Annotated in this window: 14 protein-coding genes, 4 tRNA genes and 2 pseudogenes; 13 read left to right on the top strand and 7 right to left on the bottom strand. The window is 56.8% G+C overall.

Translation table 11 applies throughout. The features are described 5' to 3' along the window. The first annotated feature begins 15 nt into the window (after window positions 1-15). The 5 genes from ACYZUA_RS24570 to ACYZUA_RS24550 all read left to right on the top strand — a co-directional run bounded on the left by ACYZUA_RS24570 (window position 16) and on the right by ACYZUA_RS24550 (window position 2,118). Window positions 16-1,257, top strand: a complete 1,242-nt coding sequence (locus ACYZUA_RS24570; protein ID WP_461960952.1) for an aspartate kinase — start codon at window positions 16-18, stop codon at window positions 1,255-1,257. A 187-nt stretch (window positions 1,258-1,444) separates the two neighbouring features. Continuing rightward, the gene (csrA, locus tag ACYZUA_RS24565) at window positions 1,445-1,633 is read left to right on the top strand and encodes a carbon storage regulator CsrA (RefSeq protein WP_002554426.1); all 189 of its coding nucleotides are present in this window, start codon (window positions 1,445-1,447) and stop codon (window positions 1,631-1,633) included. 62 nt (window positions 1,634-1,695) lie between these two features. Then, window positions 1,696-1,786: transfer RNA gene (locus tag ACYZUA_RS24560), tRNA-Ser, on the top strand. A gap of 107 nt (window positions 1,787-1,893) precedes the next feature. Further along, window positions 1,894-1,970: transfer RNA gene (locus tag ACYZUA_RS24555), tRNA-Arg, on the top strand. Window positions 1,971-2,041: 71 nt separating this feature from the next. Next, window positions 2,042-2,118 (top strand) — tRNA-Arg (locus tag ACYZUA_RS24550). 19 nt (window positions 2,119-2,137) lie between these two features. Here the strand turns inward: ACYZUA_RS24550 and ACYZUA_RS24545 are convergent. Continuing rightward, window positions 2,138-2,656: a cell envelope protein SmpA gene (locus ACYZUA_RS24545; protein WP_461960951.1), complete on the bottom strand. Its 519-nt coding sequence runs from the start codon at window positions 2,654-2,656 to the stop codon at window positions 2,138-2,140. 320 nt (window positions 2,657-2,976) lie between these two features. On the opposite strand from ACYZUA_RS24545, the gene mgtE reads away from it, so the two are divergent. Continuing rightward, the gene (gene mgtE / locus ACYZUA_RS24540; RefSeq protein WP_461960950.1) at window positions 2,977-4,419 is read left to right on the top strand and encodes a magnesium transporter; all 1,443 of its coding nucleotides are present in this window, start codon (window positions 2,977-2,979) and stop codon (window positions 4,417-4,419) included. A 105-nt stretch (window positions 4,420-4,524) separates the two neighbouring features. Here mgtE and ACYZUA_RS24535 read toward each other — a convergent pair whose 3' ends face one another. Continuing rightward, window positions 4,525-4,851: an Arc family DNA-binding protein gene (locus ACYZUA_RS24535; protein WP_003178899.1), complete on the bottom strand. Its 327-nt coding sequence runs from the start codon at window positions 4,849-4,851 to the stop codon at window positions 4,525-4,527. Between the two features lie 110 nt (window positions 4,852-4,961). On the opposite strand from ACYZUA_RS24535, the gene ACYZUA_RS24530 reads away from it, so the two are divergent. Next, a complete protein-coding gene (locus ACYZUA_RS24530; RefSeq protein ID WP_461960949.1) occupies window positions 4,962-5,117 on the top strand; it encodes a hypothetical protein in 156 nt (51 codons plus the stop codon). A gap of 120 nt (window positions 5,118-5,237) precedes the next feature. After that, on the top strand, window positions 5,238-5,810 hold the full coding sequence (phnN, locus tag ACYZUA_RS24525; protein ID WP_461960948.1) for a phosphonate metabolism protein/1,5-bisphosphokinase (PRPP-forming) PhnN: 573 nt from the start codon (window positions 5,238-5,240) through the stop codon (window positions 5,808-5,810). On the opposite strand, the gene ACYZUA_RS24520 is transcribed toward phnN, so the two are convergent. After that, window positions 5,785-5,964, bottom strand: a complete 180-nt coding sequence (locus tag ACYZUA_RS24520; protein WP_123368741.1) for a PA3371 family protein — start codon at window positions 5,962-5,964, stop codon at window positions 5,785-5,787. The genes phnN and ACYZUA_RS24520 overlap by 26 nt on opposite strands. 21 nt (window positions 5,965-5,985) lie before the next feature. Further along, window positions 5,986-6,219, bottom strand: coding sequence for a hypothetical protein (locus ACYZUA_RS24515; protein ID WP_461960947.1), 234 nt, complete (start codon window positions 6,217-6,219; stop codon window positions 5,986-5,988). 291 nt (window positions 6,220-6,510) lie between these two features. On the opposite strand from ACYZUA_RS24515, the gene ACYZUA_RS24510 reads away from it, so the two are divergent. After that, a tRNA-Arg gene (locus tag ACYZUA_RS24510) sits at window positions 6,511-6,587 on the top strand. 124 nt (window positions 6,588-6,711) lie between these two features. Here the strand turns inward: ACYZUA_RS24510 and ACYZUA_RS24505 are convergent. The 3 genes and pseudogenes from ACYZUA_RS24505 to ACYZUA_RS24495 form a co-directional block, all read right to left on the bottom strand. Continuing rightward, complete coding sequence (locus tag ACYZUA_RS24505) at window positions 6,712-8,076, bottom strand: lysozyme inhibitor LprI family protein (RefSeq protein WP_461960946.1); 1,365 nt, start codon at window positions 8,074-8,076, stop codon at window positions 6,712-6,714. Between the two features lie 158 nt (window positions 8,077-8,234). Further along, window positions 8,235-8,419 (bottom strand): annotated as a pseudogene (locus tag ACYZUA_RS24500) (hypothetical protein); the annotation flags it as partial. 5 nt (window positions 8,420-8,424) lie between these two features. After that, window positions 8,425-9,747: pseudogene (locus ACYZUA_RS24495) on the bottom strand (PAS domain-containing sensor histidine kinase); the annotation flags it as partial. A gap of 207 nt (window positions 9,748-9,954) precedes the next feature. On the opposite strand from ACYZUA_RS24495, the gene ACYZUA_RS24490 reads away from it, so the two are divergent. The 4 genes from ACYZUA_RS24490 to ACYZUA_RS24475 all read left to right on the top strand — a co-directional run bounded on the left by ACYZUA_RS24490 (window position 9,955) and on the right by ACYZUA_RS24475 (window position 15,134). Continuing rightward, window positions 9,955-11,559, top strand: coding sequence for a response regulator (locus ACYZUA_RS24490; protein ID WP_461960945.1), 1,605 nt, complete (start codon window positions 9,955-9,957; stop codon window positions 11,557-11,559). After that, complete coding sequence (locus ACYZUA_RS24485; protein WP_461960944.1) at window positions 11,556-12,248, top strand: sensor histidine kinase; 693 nt, start codon at window positions 11,556-11,558, stop codon at window positions 12,246-12,248. The genes ACYZUA_RS24490 and ACYZUA_RS24485 overlap by 4 nt, the downstream gene beginning before the upstream one ends. Before the next feature lie 202 nt (window positions 12,249-12,450). Further along, window positions 12,451-13,692 (top strand): glutamine synthetase family protein, encoded by a 1,242-nt coding sequence (locus tag ACYZUA_RS24480; protein WP_461964105.1) that lies wholly within the window; start codon window positions 12,451-12,453, stop codon window positions 13,690-13,692. A gap of 71 nt (window positions 13,693-13,763) precedes the next feature. Next, complete coding sequence (locus tag ACYZUA_RS24475) at window positions 13,764-15,134, top strand: MFS transporter (protein WP_461960943.1); 1,371 nt, start codon at window positions 13,764-13,766, stop codon at window positions 15,132-15,134. The last annotated feature ends 55 nt before the right edge of the window (window positions 15,135-15,189 follow it).

The following is a 15,189-nucleotide window of genomic DNA, read 5'->3' as shown; positions in this document are numbered from 1 at the left end:
AGAGGCGGCTTTGAAATGGCTTTGATCGTACAGAAATTTGGAGGCACCTCGGTCGGCACTGTCGAGAGAATCGAGCAGGTCGCCGACAAGGTTAAGAAATTCCGCGAAGCCGGCGATGACCTGGTGGTTGTGCTGTCTGCAATGAGCGGCGAAACCAACCGTCTGATCGATCTGGCCAAGCAAATCAGTGGCGACGGCCAACCGGTTCCTCGTGAGCTGGACGTGATCGTCTCCACTGGTGAGCAGGTGACGATTGCGCTGTTGGCCATGGCGCTGATCAAGCGTGGCGTGCCAGCGGTGTCCTACACCGGCAACCAGGTGCGGATTCTGACGGACAGTGCGCACAATAAAGCGCGTATCTTGCAGATTGATGACCAGAAGATTCGCGGTGATCTGAAGGCGGGTCGTGTGGTTGTTGTCGCCGGTTTCCAGGGCGTCGACGAGCACGGCAACATCACCACCCTCGGTCGTGGCGGTTCCGACACCACCGGCGTGGCGCTGGCGGCAGCCTTGAAGGCTGATGAATGCCAGATCTACACCGATGTCGACGGCGTCTACACCACCGACCCGCGCGTGGTGTCCGTGGCTCAGCGCCTGGACAAGATTACCTTCGAAGAGATGCTGGAAATGGCCAGCCTCGGTTCCAAGGTGTTGCAGATCCGTGCGGTGGAATTCGCCGGCAAGTACAACGTTCCGCTGCGCGTACTGCACAGCTTCAAGGAGGGTCCGGGCACCCTCATTACTATTGATGAAGAGGAAACCATGGAACAGCCGATCATTTCCGGCATCGCTTTCAACCGCGATGAAGCCAAGCTGACCATCCGTGGCGTGCCAGACACCCCGGGCGTTGCATTCAAGATTCTCGGCCCGATCAGCGCCGCGAACATCGAAGTCGACATGATCGTGCAGAACGTTGCGCACGATAACACCACCGACTTCACCTTCACCGTGCATCGCAATGACTTCCAGGCCGCGCAAACCGTGCTGGAAAACACCGCTCGCGAGATCGGTGCCCGTGAAGTCGTTGGCGACATCAAGATTGCCAAGGTGTCGATCGTCGGTGTCGGCATGCGCTCCCACGCGGGCGTGGCCAGCCGCATGTTCGAATCGTTGGCGAAAGAAAGCATCAATATCCAGATGATCTCGACTTCGGAAATCAAAGTCTCCGTAGTGATCGAAGAGAAGTACCTGGAACTGGCTGTGCGCGCGCTGCACACGGCTTTCGAACTGGACGCACCGGTCCGTCAGGGCGAGTGATGCGTTAACCGAAGGGCGCGGTCTGACCGCGCCCTTTTGTTTTTTTGAATGGCGCGACCCGAGGCTGTTCTTTTGCTCGCGCTAGTCAATACTCAGGCATGTAGGGCTGCGATCGCTCAGGTTGTAGGTCGAGTGCCTTTTTTTTGCAGACTGTTGTCCCTGAAATGAAATGCGTGAGGAGAAAGGTATGCTGATTCTGACTCGTCGGTGCGCAGAAAGCCTGATTATTGGTGATGGCGAAATCACCGTGACCGTGCTCGGCGTCAAAGGAAATCAAGTGCGTATCGGTGTCAACGCCCCGAAAGAGGTTGCGGTCCACCGTGAGGAAATTTACCTGCGTATAAAGAAAGAGAAGGACGAAGAACCAAGCCATTAATTTTTATCGTTTTTTATGTTTGCAAACGGGGAAGAAGCTGGTTAATATACGCCCCGTGTTGCGGAGAGCTGGCCGAGTGGCCGAAGGCGCTCCCCTGCTAAGGGAGTACACCTCAAAAGGGTGTCGGGGGTTCGAATCCCCCGTTCTCCGCCATTATTTGCGTAGTACGTTGTAATCTGGCTTCTTCGGTAAGTGTTTGAAATTACTAGAAAAAGTGTTTGACATAGAGATTAGACGGCCTATAATGCGCGGCAACAAATGCACTCGTAGCTCAGCTGGATAGAGTACTCGGCTACGAACCGAGCGGTCACAGGTTCGAATCCTGTCGAGTGCACCATTTAAGAGTCATCTGCAGTAATGTGAATGACTTGGCTTCAACCAGTTGTGATCTGGTATAAAAACACAAATGCACTCGTAGCTCAGCTGGATAGAGTACTCGGCTACGAACCGAGCGGTCACAGGTTCGAATCCTGTCGAGTGCACCAAACACCAAAAAGCCCGCGTTTAACGCGGGCTTTTTGCCGTCTGGGATTTGGCTTTTCCTTTGGTGCATCCTCTCTCATCGAACTCGACGTGTGCGCTACGACCTCGCTGGGTGTCGTAACGGTAGCTCGTGGCCGAATTGCGAATACTGATCTTGTCTGGCTTACCTAGCGCGCTCTCGACGTCCTGCTGGCTCATGCCGGCAACAACCCGCTGATTGATGATCGCTTCGCGGCGTTCTTTGGCGCTGATCAGGTTTCCACATTTGTCCTCGGTCTTGCCAACGACGGTCGGATCTCTCCTTTTGATTTTCATACCTGATGTTTCGCGATTCTCGGCTTCCGGCATGAGAGCGGTCACGCTGCCGGGGGTGAAGGTGTGTACATCCTGATGCGAAAGGCTCTCTCCGGCCTTACAGCTCAACGTCGTGAAGGTGATGCGCCCGTTGGCCGCCTCGCAGCGGTGAACGGTCGTCGCAAGCGCCCAGGGCGACGGGCAGAGCAGGGTGATCAACAAAAAACAATATGCATTCGATGGCATCAAACGTCCTCCATGACGGTCCATCTCAAGGGTAGTCGTTACATTTTTCGGCTGTGGTGTGTTTTCTTTTCGGGATGAGTCGTCGCAATTTGATGGATCAGGGCGGTGCTCAGGTTTGTCTTGCAAGCGCTTGTTTCAGCCACGATTTTTTAACGTTTAAAACCGTCGGGCGGTGTATCATTGCGCCCGTCAGCCCCGCCGGGGCTTGTGGAATACCTCCATGGACTTACCCAGTAGTTACTCAGTACCCCGTTTTTCCAATCATGAATTGACTGATTGATCCTTCCGGCGTGCCCCGCTGCTGGGAGTGGAGTTCGCCTATGTCTGAAGTTGAAGTAAAGAAAACGCAGGAAAGCTTGCAGGACCGCCTCGCTCAAGTCGTTGAGCTGCTGCAGCGTCAGCGGGTGGTCGAAGACCTGACTCACCGCCAGGAAGGTCCGCATCACGACCGGGTCGAGAACCTGGTTCACCGGCAAAACCTCGTCGAGTTGCAACGCAAGCTCGATGATTTGCACTCCGCTGACGTCGCCTACATCCTTGAAGCCTTGCCGCTGGACGATCGTCTGACGCTCTGGCAATTGGTCAAGGCCGATCGCGACGGCGACATTCTGCTCGAAGTATCCGATTCGGTTCGTGAAACGCTGATCGCCGACATGGACGATCACGAGCTCCTGGCTGCGGCCAAGGACATGGACGCCGACGAACTGGCTGACCTGGCCTCCGAGCTGCCGCGAGACGTCGTCCACGAGCTGATGGAAACCCTCGATGGTCAGCAGCGTGAGCGCGTCCGCTCTGCATTGTCCTACGACGAGGAGCAGGTCGGTGCGTTGATGGACTTCGAGATGGTGACGATCCGTGAGGATGTCAGTCTCGAAGTGGTTTTGCGTTACCTGCGACGCCTCAAGGAGTTGCCCGGCCACACGGACAAACTGTTCGTGGTCGATTACGACGGCGTGCTCAAGGGCGTGCTGCCAATCAAGCGTTTGCTGGTCAATGACCCGGAAAAGCAGGTTTCGGAAGTCATGGCCAGTGACCCGGTGAGTTTTCATCCGGACGAAGACGCCTATGACGCTGCTCAGGCGTTCGAGCGTTACGACTTGATCTCGGCGCCTGTGGTCGACAAGAACGGCAAGCTGATCGGCCGTCTGACCATCGATGAAATGGTCGACCTGATCCGTGAAGAGAGCGAGAACGAAGTTCTCAACATGGCGGGTCTGCGTGAAGAGGAAGATATTTTTGCGTCAGTCTGGAAATCCCTGCGTAACCGTTGGGCCTGGCTGGCAGTTAACCTGATCACCGCGTTCATCGCATCCCGGGTGATCGGTCTTTTCGAAGGCTCCATCGAGAAGCTGGTGGCGTTGGCGGCACTGATGCCGATCGTCGCGGGTATCGGTGGCAACTCGGGTAATCAGACGATCACCATGATCGTTCGGGCCATGGCGCTGGATCAGGTCAGCACCGGCAATACTTCGCGCCTGATGCGCAAGGAGTTGGCGGTAGGTTTGATCAATGGTCTGGTCTGGGGTGGTGTGATCGGCGTCGTCGCCTATCTGCTGTATGGCAGTTGGTCTCTGGGGGTGGTGATGACCGCTGCCATGACGCTCAATCTGTTGCTGGCGGCATTGGCGGGGGTGTTGATACCCATGACCCTGGCGCGGCTTGGGCGCGATCCAGCGATGGGCGCCAGTGTGATGATCACCGCCATGACGGACAGTGGCGGGTTCTTCATATTTCTCGGGCTGGCGACGATCTTCTTGCTCTGACTTATCGACATTAAAAACCCGCCAATCAATCGGCGGGTTTTTTTTGGCCCGATTTTGAGGCAAAAAAAAGCCAGCGATTAAGCTGGCTTGAACTTTCGGATGAAATCAGGAAGCGTCTGCGGCCATTTCGGCATCATGCGCAATCAGCGAAACAAGAGCGTTCTGCTGGCGGTGGGAGAGTTGGCGGAAGCGTTGCAGCAGTTCGCGTTCGTGCAATGACAGCTCCGGGCTGTCCAGGCGCATGCTCAATTCTTCGCCCAACGCGCCTTCCTGAATAAGGCTCTGTTCAAGGCGCGCGATGATTTCGGAGTTCATGCTGCGATGATGATTGCGAGCCACCTCGGCAATGCGTTCACGCATTCCGTCTGGCAGACGTACGACGAACTTGTCAGCCGTACGGCTGGAATAAATTGCCTGTTTCAATGGGCGCATATATTTAACCGGTTAGTTCAGGGGAGCGGTTCTCGGGATTGGCCGCAGGATGTCTGATAGGACAAGCGGTCTGGCCAAATGTTCAACCTGAATTGATAAAGGCTCGCATCATGCCTCAAAGCAGCCAGTTCATTGGCGTCAATTCTGTGACAAATATTGAACTGGATAAAGGCGTTATGCCAGCACCAATTATCAGAAATGCGGACTGGTTTGAAAAGCTTGCCCTGGTCCGTATTACTGACCGCAACCTCTTGCCCTACAGGTGATGTCCTGGGACGCCTGAAGGTGCATGCTGTGCTGATTCGATCAGTGTTCCTTACTTGTACAGGATAGTGGCAATTGGCCGATTTACTAGGGGAAGACGTGCAGTGGGAGGTGATTTCAAGATGGATGGCAGGCTGATTTACTTGATGGGGCCTTCTGGGGCCGGCAAGGACAGCCTAATCGAAGCCGCCCGAGAGCCGTTGCAGACGCTCAATTGTGAAGTGGTGCGTCGGGTCATCACGCGTTCGGCCGAATCAGTCGGTGAGGATGCGATTGGCGTTACCCGGGAAGAGTTCGAGCAACACAGAGTCGAGGGCGATTTCGCGCTGTGCTGGAATGCCAATGGCCTGGATTACGGTATTCCGATCGAAATAGATCAATGGCTCAATGACGGTCGGCATGTCTTGGTCAACGGCTCCCGCGGCCATCTCACTCAGGCGCTGCATCGGTATCCAACGCTATTGCCGGTTCTTTTGACGGTCAAGGATGAAGTCCTGCGAGAGCGTCTGCTGCGCCGTGGTCGCGAGAGTTTTGCGGAGATTGAAGCAAGGCTGCATCGCAATGGGTTGTTCGCGGCAGAGGAATCAAATGCACACGCGCGGATCCATCGACTCGACAACTCAGGTGAATTGTCCACCACAGTTGCCAATTTGCTGCACCTGCTGAAGATCAACGCAGTATCGGATCGAACTTGATCTTGCGCCCGGCAATCAGCGCCAGCACAAACAGCGCACCGAATACGCCACTGGCGATCAAAGGCAGGGTGACGACTGTATCCTGGACCACTGAAAGATGAAGAATGCCGCTCAGTAAGGCGAGGATAAAAAACCCTGCGGCTGATTTGGACATGCGGTGCTCCTGATGGGTGATTCAAAATACCAAACGTTCTGAAGACTGAGCCGGCAGCAGAATGCCTTCCTGGCTCACCTCTTGGCTGACAAAGCTGCGCTGATCGTTCATAACCGCCAGTTGAGGTGCTCTTTGCACCTGAAGGTAATGCGGCATGCGTTGAGCAACCGGCTCAACACCGCTCTCGGGGACAAAATGAATGCCCAACAGAATCGCCAGAGCGATAGCGTTCGAGAGTAAAAGGGTGCTGTTCATGAGGCTTGCCTCCGATGTTCTTCGAGAACAGCTGAAGCAGCCCGCATGCCAAGAGTCTAACGGTAATTAAATCCTTTAAAAACAATGATTTAATGTATTTCATCGAAGTATCTGCATTGCATTTTGCAATGATGGCTTTTTACGGTGATGCATTTTGCACGGTAAACAAAGCCACGCTCCTGCGAGGCGTCTGCCTACACTTAAAAAGCCCACGGACGACATGACAAAAGCAGGCATGCCCGTTAACATGCACGCCGTCCATCGCACCGCGTTTCTTCGTGGTCGATCTGTGTCTCAGTAGCTCAATTGGATAGAGCATCCCCCTCCTAAGGGGAAGGTTGGCAGTTCGAACCTGCCCTGGGACACCATTAATTCGTACCTCTTCGGTCGCCTTCCGACAGGCATATTCTCCTCGTCAGCAGGTAGCTCCAAGAGGCAAAAAGCCCCGCCGGGCAGTTCGCCGGCGGGGCTTTTTTGATTCTGTTATCGCGGCTACTCGAGATTGTCCCCTTCGACTTTGCCAATCGAAATACTTGCCTCGGTCATACGTCTTCGTCCATTGACCTGATAACTGCGTTCGACTCCGTCGAGATCCGGTTTGCGCAGCACAAATTGCGCAATTAGCCCATGCTTGGCGCTGTAGCCTCCAAACCAATCCACCATTCTCCCGATAAAGCACTCGTTATCGATCACGACACCTGTGTCACCGACGATTTCGAACGTGTAGTGTCCCGGGCCGAAACCGTAATAAGCACCTTCGCCTTCTCCGGTCGGGGGGATGGGGCAAAGGGGTTGGCGTTGCTCGCCAATGTCTTTGGCTTCGGTTTTGCTCACGTTGCTCAAGGCTTGAGTGAGCGTTTTGTGCAGGGCAGGGCTCAAGGTAGTGGTAGCACCACTGGCTTCATCTTTTTGTGTTTTGGGGATAGACAACTGATAGCGGTAGTTAACGGTCACCGAGGGGACTACGTCGTTAACGTCCAGCGGATTGAGGAGAAAGAGGTGGTCCTCACCGTAGTAGCTGTTTCGGTAGGCCGCATAAACGTTGCCACGCACTTTTATCCAGTCGATTGATTGGTTCGCGCCGCGACCATTGATAGAGAAAAGAGCGCTACCAGAGCTTGTTTCAGGGTCGAAAGCAGCCGTCCTTCTGACAAAAATTTCCCCAGTGCGGCGATACGTTTCCACATAAGAAAACAACCCCGTGCCACCGGCGTAAGTATCGACTACAAGATCTCGCAGTTCATCGCCGTCCAGGTCCATCAAGGTGTACGAGCTGTTTCCGGACTCGCCAGCCGCCTCAATTTTAGAAGCGCTCAAAGCTCGCCATTCGTCCTGTGTGACACCCTTTGGGGTGGTCTTGGGAAAGCGGGTTTCGTCGGAGGAACTGTCGTCATCCGCGACGTCTGAAAAGGTGCTGGCGCCCGTTTTGATCGCGAGGGCGTCGAGGACTTTCTCTAACGGAAACTCTGCATCGCCATGACTGGCTGCTTGAATGGATTGTCGTAGGTCTTCCAGCACCGGTTTATAGGCGACTGCCACACTGCGTTGTGTTTGTAACGACTGCAGGCGCTCGCGATAGCTCTGGTCGAGGCACACTATGTTTTCTGCGCACTGATCGCGGTTTTTCAGCCAGATGCGCTGCGCTTTGCGAAATTCGGATTGTGCCTGGGGGATGGCGTCGATCAACTCGCGGTAAGTCGATCCCATTTGGGTATCCAGCCCGTACAGACCTGTATTCGCACAAAGGGTCTTTTCAACGGGACTTGCTGCTTTTGTACAGTCCATTCCAGTCGCCAGTGCCTGTTGGGTCAATAGCAGGGCACAAGCGGACAACATGTAGCGTCCTTTGATGTACACAGTAGAAGAGCCTTGAATTTATGGGATTAGTGCAATCGCAATGGTAGCCGCCGCAGCTTCAGGAGTGCGACATCGAAATCGTTTGAGGCATGAAATAGCCCCGCCAGACATTGTCTGTCCTGCGGGGCTTTTTTTTACGTGTAGTCACCTGACGATCTCCGCCGCAGGGCCAGTTCCGGCTCATCGGTAATCACCGGACTCAAGGTCAACTGCACCCGATGCGGCGCGACGAACTCCAGGGTGTCTGCGACAATCTCCCTCGCCCGCTGAGCGCCCCATTTCAACGCCGCCAATAATGCTCACCGGCGTGCCGGTCATGAACCTCCTCGCCAACCGCCCAGCCACTGGGGAATCGTCGACCAGCAGGATCGTCAAACCGCTGGGCCTGCCAGAGGATTCTTCGACCTGAGTCGGGGATTGCGGCTCATCTTTGGTGTTGGCCAAGGGCAGGTAAACCGTGAAGGTACACCCTGTTCCCACCCCGGCAGAGCTCACCTCAACCGTTCCCCGTTGGGCCTCGGTCAATTGGCGGACCAATGACAAGCCGATCCCCAGCCCTTCACGGTTGTGGCTGACGTGCTGCTTTTCAGCCTGGCCGAACAGGTCGAACACGTGATCGAGGTTCTCGGGTGCGATGCCTGCACCGTTGTCTTTGGCGTCCAGCCGCGCCATGTTTCCAACCTGGCTGGCGATCAATTGCACGTGGCCGTTGGAGGGGGTGAATTTCAGCGCGTTATTCACCAGGTTCCAGATAATTTGCTCCAGGCGTGTCGGGTCGGCATGGACCATCAAGGGGATTAAAGGCACGAGCAGTTCGACGGTAGCGTCGTGTCGGTCGCTGAGCACGACGGCATGGATATCGCGCAATACACTGGCCAGATCTACGGCGATGGGTTTCAGTTTGAGTTTGCCGGTGCGGACCTGGGCAACATCCAGCAGATCATCGATGATCCGTGCCTGGCTGTTGACGGCGTCGCAGATGGTGTTGACGACCTTGGCGGCCGGCGCCACCGACTTGGTCACCGGCAAGCGACGCAGCAGTTCTGCATTGAGCTGAATCAGGTTCAACGGATGCTTGAGTTCGTGGGACATGACCGCGAAGAACTCATCCTTGAGGTAATTGGTGTTGCGCGTTTCGGCCAGTTGTCCGGACGCGCGATCTTCAGGCGAGAAAATGAAGTCGTAATAGGCGCCCTCGGCCTCGGCCTTGCTGTAGCCGAAGATCAATTCGGCACCTTTGTTCCAGGTGGTGATCAGGCCCTGCTCATCGAGGGTGATGATGGCGTAGTCGCGAGTGCTTTCGGCGACGAGACGCATGCGTTCTTCACCCAGTCGCAGCTCTTCTTCGGCCGCCCGACGTTTGGTGATGTCGATGAACGTCAGCACGGTGCCGTCGATGTGGTCTTCGCTGGAGCGATAGGGCAGCAGGCGAGCGATGTTGCGGATTTTCAGGCGCAGTTCCGGAAGAATCAGCGTCAGCAAGTTACGCGACAATTCGCCGCCAACATGACGCAGGAAGCGAGCGGCACTCTCGCTCATGTGCAGGATGTCGGCATTGGCGTCGACGATCACACTCGGTGGTGCGGACTGTTCAAGGGCGCGTTGATGGATTTCGGCGAATGACAGTTTGCGCGGCGCGCTACTTTGCGGGACCTGTTGGGACGTGTTGGTCCCAAGTGACAGGAAGCGCAATTCAATAATTCAGGATAATCCCGTGTTCAATAACTCCTTCAAATATTTAGCTTGCTTTGGGAGGTCTTTATGCATTCTTTGACAGGCAAATGAGCGATTGCACTCCCTTTACTTCAAGTGAATGCCTGTTCTGGCCGATAACCCGAACAGTCATGGTCTTCTTCTTAAATTGCCTGGAAATCTTCGATGCTGTCGTATCACCAAAAGCGCTTTTTGATCGTCGATGATTTCTCGGATTTCCGCAGTTCCGTCAGGTCCATGCTGCGCGAGCTGGGCGTCAAGGATGTCGATACCGCCGACTCCGGTGAACAGGCGCTGCGCATGTGTTCGCAGAAGGCCTACGATTTCATCCTGCAGGACTTTCACCTGGGCGATGGCAAGAAGAACGGCCAGCAGGTGCTTGAAGACCTGATGATCGAAAAGCTGATCAGCCATGAAGCCGTGTTCGTCATGGTCACCGCCGAGACCAGTCAGGCGATGGTGCTCAGTGCGTTGGAACACGAACCCGATGCGTACCTGACCAAACCGTTCAACCGTTCCGGCCTGGCTCAACGCCTGGAGCGGCTGGAGCAACGCAAGACCTTGCTCAAGCCGATTCTGCAGGCCCTTGACCGGGGCAAACCGGTTGAAGTGCTCAATGCCTGCATCGCCCTGTGCAAGCAAGACATCCGCTACTCGCCGTTGTGCCTGCGCTACCGCGCCGATGCCTTGCGCGACCTGAATCAGAACGAGGCGCTGGAGCGTCTTTACGACAGCATCATTGCTGATCGGCCTTTGCCGTGGGCGTTTGCCGGGCTGGGCAAATTGCTGTTCAAACGTGGCCAAGTCGCTCAGGCCAAAGGCGTGTATGAAAAAGCCCTGAAAGTGTTCCCGATGATGCCGTCGCTCTACGACGGCATGGCCGATGTGCTGGTCGCAGAAGGCGACACCAAGGCGGCCCAGCGTGTGCTGGAAGAGGCGATCCGCTTGTCGCCGCTGGCGGTGCGCCGGCAAGCGTTGCTGGGCAAGTTGGCGATGACCAACGAAGATTTTGACACCGCCTCCAAAGCCTATCGTCAGGCGGTGGCGCAGGGCGCGCAGTCACGTTTCAAGGATGCGGAGAGCAACCTTGGTCTGGCGCACGCCTTGATCAGCAAAGGCAGCGAAAAAGGCCTGGATACCCGGACTCGACTGGAAATCAACACGACGCTGAGTGCGGTGGCCAAGGAAAACCCTTCCGACCCGGGTTTGCAGATCCGTGCGCGATTGATGAAAGCTACCAGCCTGTTGCTCAACGATGCCGAAACTGCCGAGAAGCTCACCGAGCAGGCAATGATGCGCCTCGATGGCATGGAACAGTTCATGAGCGCCGAAGCGGCGCTGCTGGTGGCCAAACAACTGCAGATGCTCGGCCAGGCCAGCGCCGGTGCCTCGATGCTGAAAAACTGCGCGGAAATCTACGGCGACGACCCGACGGTGATGAAGGGCATCGCCAAGTTGACCGACGATCCGACCATCCTCAACTCAGGCAACGCCGCTGCCGACCTCAACCGTCAGGGCGTGAGGGTGTACAAGACCGGCAACCTGGTGGAGGCGCGGCAGGTTTTCCGCAAAGCCCTGGCGCTGCAACCCAAGAACATCAGTATCGCGCTGAACATGGCCCAGTCACTGCTGCACGGCACCGACACCAGTGTCCCTTCGGCGGAGCTGGAAGAATGTCGGACGTGCCTGACAATGGTCGGCCTGATGCCCGACACCGATGCGCGTTTTCCCCGTTATCAGAAGTTGCGAAGCAAGGCGTTTGGCGAATGAACAACAGCGAACAGGCACTCGATTTTTCCACGGTGATTGCCTCCACCGTGCACGACATGAAGAACTCCCTGGCGATGCTGATGCAGGCCCACAGCCAATGGCTGGCACGCTTGCCGGATCCGCAGCAGCACACCCCGGAGCAGGGCGTGATCGAATTCGAATTCGCGCATCTCAATGGCATGCTCGTGCAGTTGCTGGGGCTGTACAAACTCGGGGTCAACCAGATGCCGTTGCAACCGGCCTACCATGAACTGGATGACTTCATTGAAGCGCAATTGGCCTGCCACCAGGATGTGTTTGCCAGTCGCGGGATCATGGCGACCTACGAAGTGGACCCGTTGAGCCCTCTGGGTTTCTTCGACCGGGAACTGATTGCTTCGGTGCTGGGCAACAACATCAACAACGCCATTCGTTACGCCCGTCACGCGGTGTTGATCAGTGTCAGCGATGAAGCGGGGCAACTGGTGCTGACCGTCAACGACGATGGCGAGGGTTATCCACCCGAAATGATCGAGCGTCAGGCCGATTACGTGCAGGGCATCAACCACAGCAGCGGAAGCACTGGTCTGGGCCTGTACTTTGCCGGCCGGATTGCCGCATTGCATCAGCGTAACGGCGTGGGCGGACGCACTGAAATCAGCAATGGCGGCCCGCTGGGTGGCGGCGTGTTCAGCCTCTATCTGCCCTGAGCGGTTCTTTTTGTTGGCCGCTGCTTGATATTCCGAACAGGCGGCGCCTATTTTGTACGGGTCGCCGTTCGCGGCTCGCACAACAACAAAGGATTGCGTCATGACAACCGATGGCCATCGCTCACTCGCACAGCGATTGACGGGCATTGATGAGATTGAATGTGTCACGCCGGATTTGAACGGCGTACCCCGTGGCAAGGTAATGACCGCCGAAGGCTTTCTCGAGGGCCGGCGTTTGCAGATGGCGCGGGGAGTGCTGCTGCAATGCATCATGGGCGGATATCCGCCAGCGCGCTTTTACGGCAGCGATGATGGCGACCTGGCGCTGGTGCCCGACCTTGCACAGATCCATCGCTTGCCGTGGAGCACGCAGCCGCGAGCCTTGGCCATTTGCGATGCGGACGAGCTGACCGGCGAAAGCTCGTCTTTGTCGACCCGCGGCCAACTCAAAGCCGTGATCGCGCGTTACGCGGCCCTCGGCCTGGCGCCGGTGGTGGCGACCGAGCTGGAATTTTTTGTCTTTGCACCCAACACCGACCCGACTCAACCGTTCCAGCCACCGCTGGGCCTGGACGGTCGTCGCGAGGACGGTCAATCGGCGTTCAGTATCAGTTCCAATAATGGTTTGCGGCCGTTCTTCAGCGAAGTCTACGCCTGCATGGCGGCCCTGGGCTTGCCGCGCGATACCTTCATGCATGAGATGGGCGTCAGCCAGTTCGAGATCAACCTGCTGCACGGCGATCCGCTGCTGTTGGCCGACCAGACACTCCTGTTCAAACATCTGCTCAAAGAAGTCGCGCTCAAGCATGGCCTGACCGTGGTTTGCATGGCCAAGCCGCTGGCGCACACGCCGGGCAGTTCGATGCATATTCACCAGAGCATCATCGAGATCGGCAGCGGGCGTAACGTGTTCAGCGATAAGGCGGGTGAGCCGACCGCGACCTTCCGTCATTTCATCGCGGGTCAGCAGGCCGGCATGGCGGATTTCACCGCGTTGTTCGCACCGAACGTGAACTCGTATCAGCGCTTGTGCCATCCCTTCGCATCACCGAATAATGCCTGCTGGTCCCACGACAACCGTGCGGCCGGATTGCGTATTCCAGCCAGTTCGCCCGCCGCTCGTCGGGTCGAGAACCGCTTGCCGGGGGCTGATGCAAATCCTTATCTGGCGATCGCCGCCAGCCTTGCCGCAGGGTTGTATGGCATTGAACACAAACTGGAGCCGAGCGAGCCGATCCAGGGTGAGTTCGAAGTGCCGGACAATCTTTCGTTGCCGTGTACCTTGCATGCGGCTCTTGAACGTCTGAAACGTAGCCAATTGGCGAAGGAACTGTTTGGCAAGGAGTTCATCGAAGGCTACATCGCCTCGAAGACCATGGAGTTGACCAGCTTCTTTGATGAAATTACTCCCTGGGAACGGCGTGTTTTAGCGGCCCAGGCCTGACGACCCGTCGACATCAGGCTATCGTTTGTCGGTAGCCTGAAACTCACTGCAAGGAGCCGCTCGGAACGCCGATGCGCCAAATCTGGAAACCCTTTCGAGCGCTTTATTTTGCCTCGCTGATGATGTTGATCGGCTCTGGCCTGTTGAGTACTTACCTGGCCTTGCGCCTGGCTGCCGACCACGTCGACAGCCTGTGGGTCGGTGCGTTGATGGCCGCCAACTATTGCGGCCTGGTGCTGGGTGGCAAGATCGGCCACCGGCTGATTGCCCGGGTCGGGCATATTCGCGCCTATTCAGCTTGCGCCGGGATTGTCGGTGCGGCGGTGCTGGGCCATGGCCTGGTGGACTGGTTGCCTGCCTGGATCTTCCTGCGGGTCATCGTCGGCCTCGGCATGATGTGCCAATACATGGTCATCGAAAGCTGGCTCAATGAGCAGGCCGAAGCCTCGCAGCGCGGCACGGTATTCAGCGGCTACATGATTGCCTCGTACCTGGGGCTGGTGCTGGGTCAGTTGATTCTGGTCATGCACCCGAGCCTGGGCCTTGAACTGCTGATGCTGGTCGCCTTGTGCTTCGCGCTGTGCCTGGTGCCGGTGGCCCTGACCCGTCGGATTCACCCGGCACCGTTGCACCCGGCACCGATGGAGCCGCGGTTCTTCATCAAGCGCGTGCCGCAGTCGTTGAGCACGGTGCTGGGGGCGGGGCTGATCATCGGTTCGTTCTACGGTCTGGCACCGCTGTATGCCTCGCAGCAGGGGTTGTCCACGGAGCAGGTCGGTCTGTTCATGGGTAGCTGCATTTTTGCGGGCTTGCTGGTGCAATGGCCGTTGGGCTGGCTGTCCGACCGTTATGACCGGGCGCTGTTGATCCGTTGTTTTGCCATGGTCCTGGCGCTGACCGCGTTGCCGCTGGCAATCATGCAGCAGGTACCGCTGGAGATTTTGTTTATCACCGGGTTCTTCTGTTCGCTGGTGATGTTCTGCCTGTATCCGCTGGCGGTGGCGTTCTCCAACGACCACGTCGAGGGAGATCGCCGGGTGTCCCTGACAGCGATGCTGTTGGTGACCTACGGTGTCGGCGCCAGTATCGGGCCGCTGGTGGCAGGGGTGCTGATGAAGCTGTTCGGCAGCCACATGCTCTATGCCTTTTTCAGTTTCTTCGCGTTGGTGCTGGTGTGGCGGATTCGCCCGAAAGCGGTAACCAACCTGCATCAGGTCGACGATGCACCGCTGCATCACGTCGCCATGCCGGACAGTATGTCGAGTTCGCCGTTGGTGGCTTGCCTTGACCCGCGGGTCGATGAGCAGGTGGTTCAGGAACAGATGCAGAACCCGATCAACCCTGAGCCGGACGCGGAACCCGAATCAGAGCCCGAAACCGATCCAACTCCCGAAGACCCTGATGCACCTCGCGAGCAAAGTTTTACCGAGGCCAGGCCTTAAGCATAAAAACAACGCATAAAAAAACGGGCAGTCACCGCAAGGGGCTGCCCGTTTT

This window comes from Pseudomonas sp. LS2P72, from assembly GCF_054897865.1.
This window is presented reverse-complemented; position numbering and strand designations above follow the sequence as displayed.

Coding starts and splice junctions, on each gene's coding strand:
- mgtE (WP_461960950.1), top strand. CDS start 2,977: ATGTCTGAAGTTGAAGTAAAGAAAACGCAGGAAAGCTTGCAGGACCGC.
- phnN (WP_461960948.1), top strand. CDS start 5,238: ATGGATGGCAGGCTGATTTACTTGATGGGGCCTTCTGGGGCCGGCAAG.
- ACYZUA_RS24515 (WP_461960947.1), bottom strand. CDS start 6,219: ATGAACAGCACCCTTTTACTCTCGAACGCTATCGCTCTGGCGATTCTG.
- ACYZUA_RS24570 (WP_461960952.1), top strand. CDS start 16: ATGGCTTTGATCGTACAGAAATTTGGAGGCACCTCGGTCGGCACTGTC.
- ACYZUA_RS24535 (WP_003178899.1), bottom strand. CDS start 4,851: ATGCGCCCATTGAAACAGGCAATTTATTCCAGCCGTACGGCTGACAAG.
- ACYZUA_RS24475 (WP_461960943.1), top strand. CDS start 13,764: ATGCGCCAAATCTGGAAACCCTTTCGAGCGCTTTATTTTGCCTCGCTG.
- ACYZUA_RS24545 (WP_461960951.1), bottom strand. CDS start 2,656: ATGCCATCGAATGCATATTGTTTTTTGTTGATCACCCTGCTCTGCCCG.
- csrA (WP_002554426.1), top strand. CDS start 1,445: ATGCTGATTCTGACTCGTCGGTGCGCAGAAAGCCTGATTATTGGTGAT.
- ACYZUA_RS24490 (WP_461960945.1), top strand. CDS start 9,955: ATGCTGTCGTATCACCAAAAGCGCTTTTTGATCGTCGATGATTTCTCG.
- ACYZUA_RS24485 (WP_461960944.1), top strand. CDS start 11,556: ATGAACAACAGCGAACAGGCACTCGATTTTTCCACGGTGATTGCCTCC.
- ACYZUA_RS24480 (WP_461964105.1), top strand. CDS start 12,451: ATGACCGCCGAAGGCTTTCTCGAGGGCCGGCGTTTGCAGATGGCGCGG.
- ACYZUA_RS24520 (WP_123368741.1), bottom strand. CDS start 5,964: ATGTCCAAATCAGCCGCAGGGTTTTTTATCCTCGCCTTACTGAGCGGC.
- ACYZUA_RS24530 (WP_461960949.1), top strand. CDS start 4,962: ATGCCTCAAAGCAGCCAGTTCATTGGCGTCAATTCTGTGACAAATATT.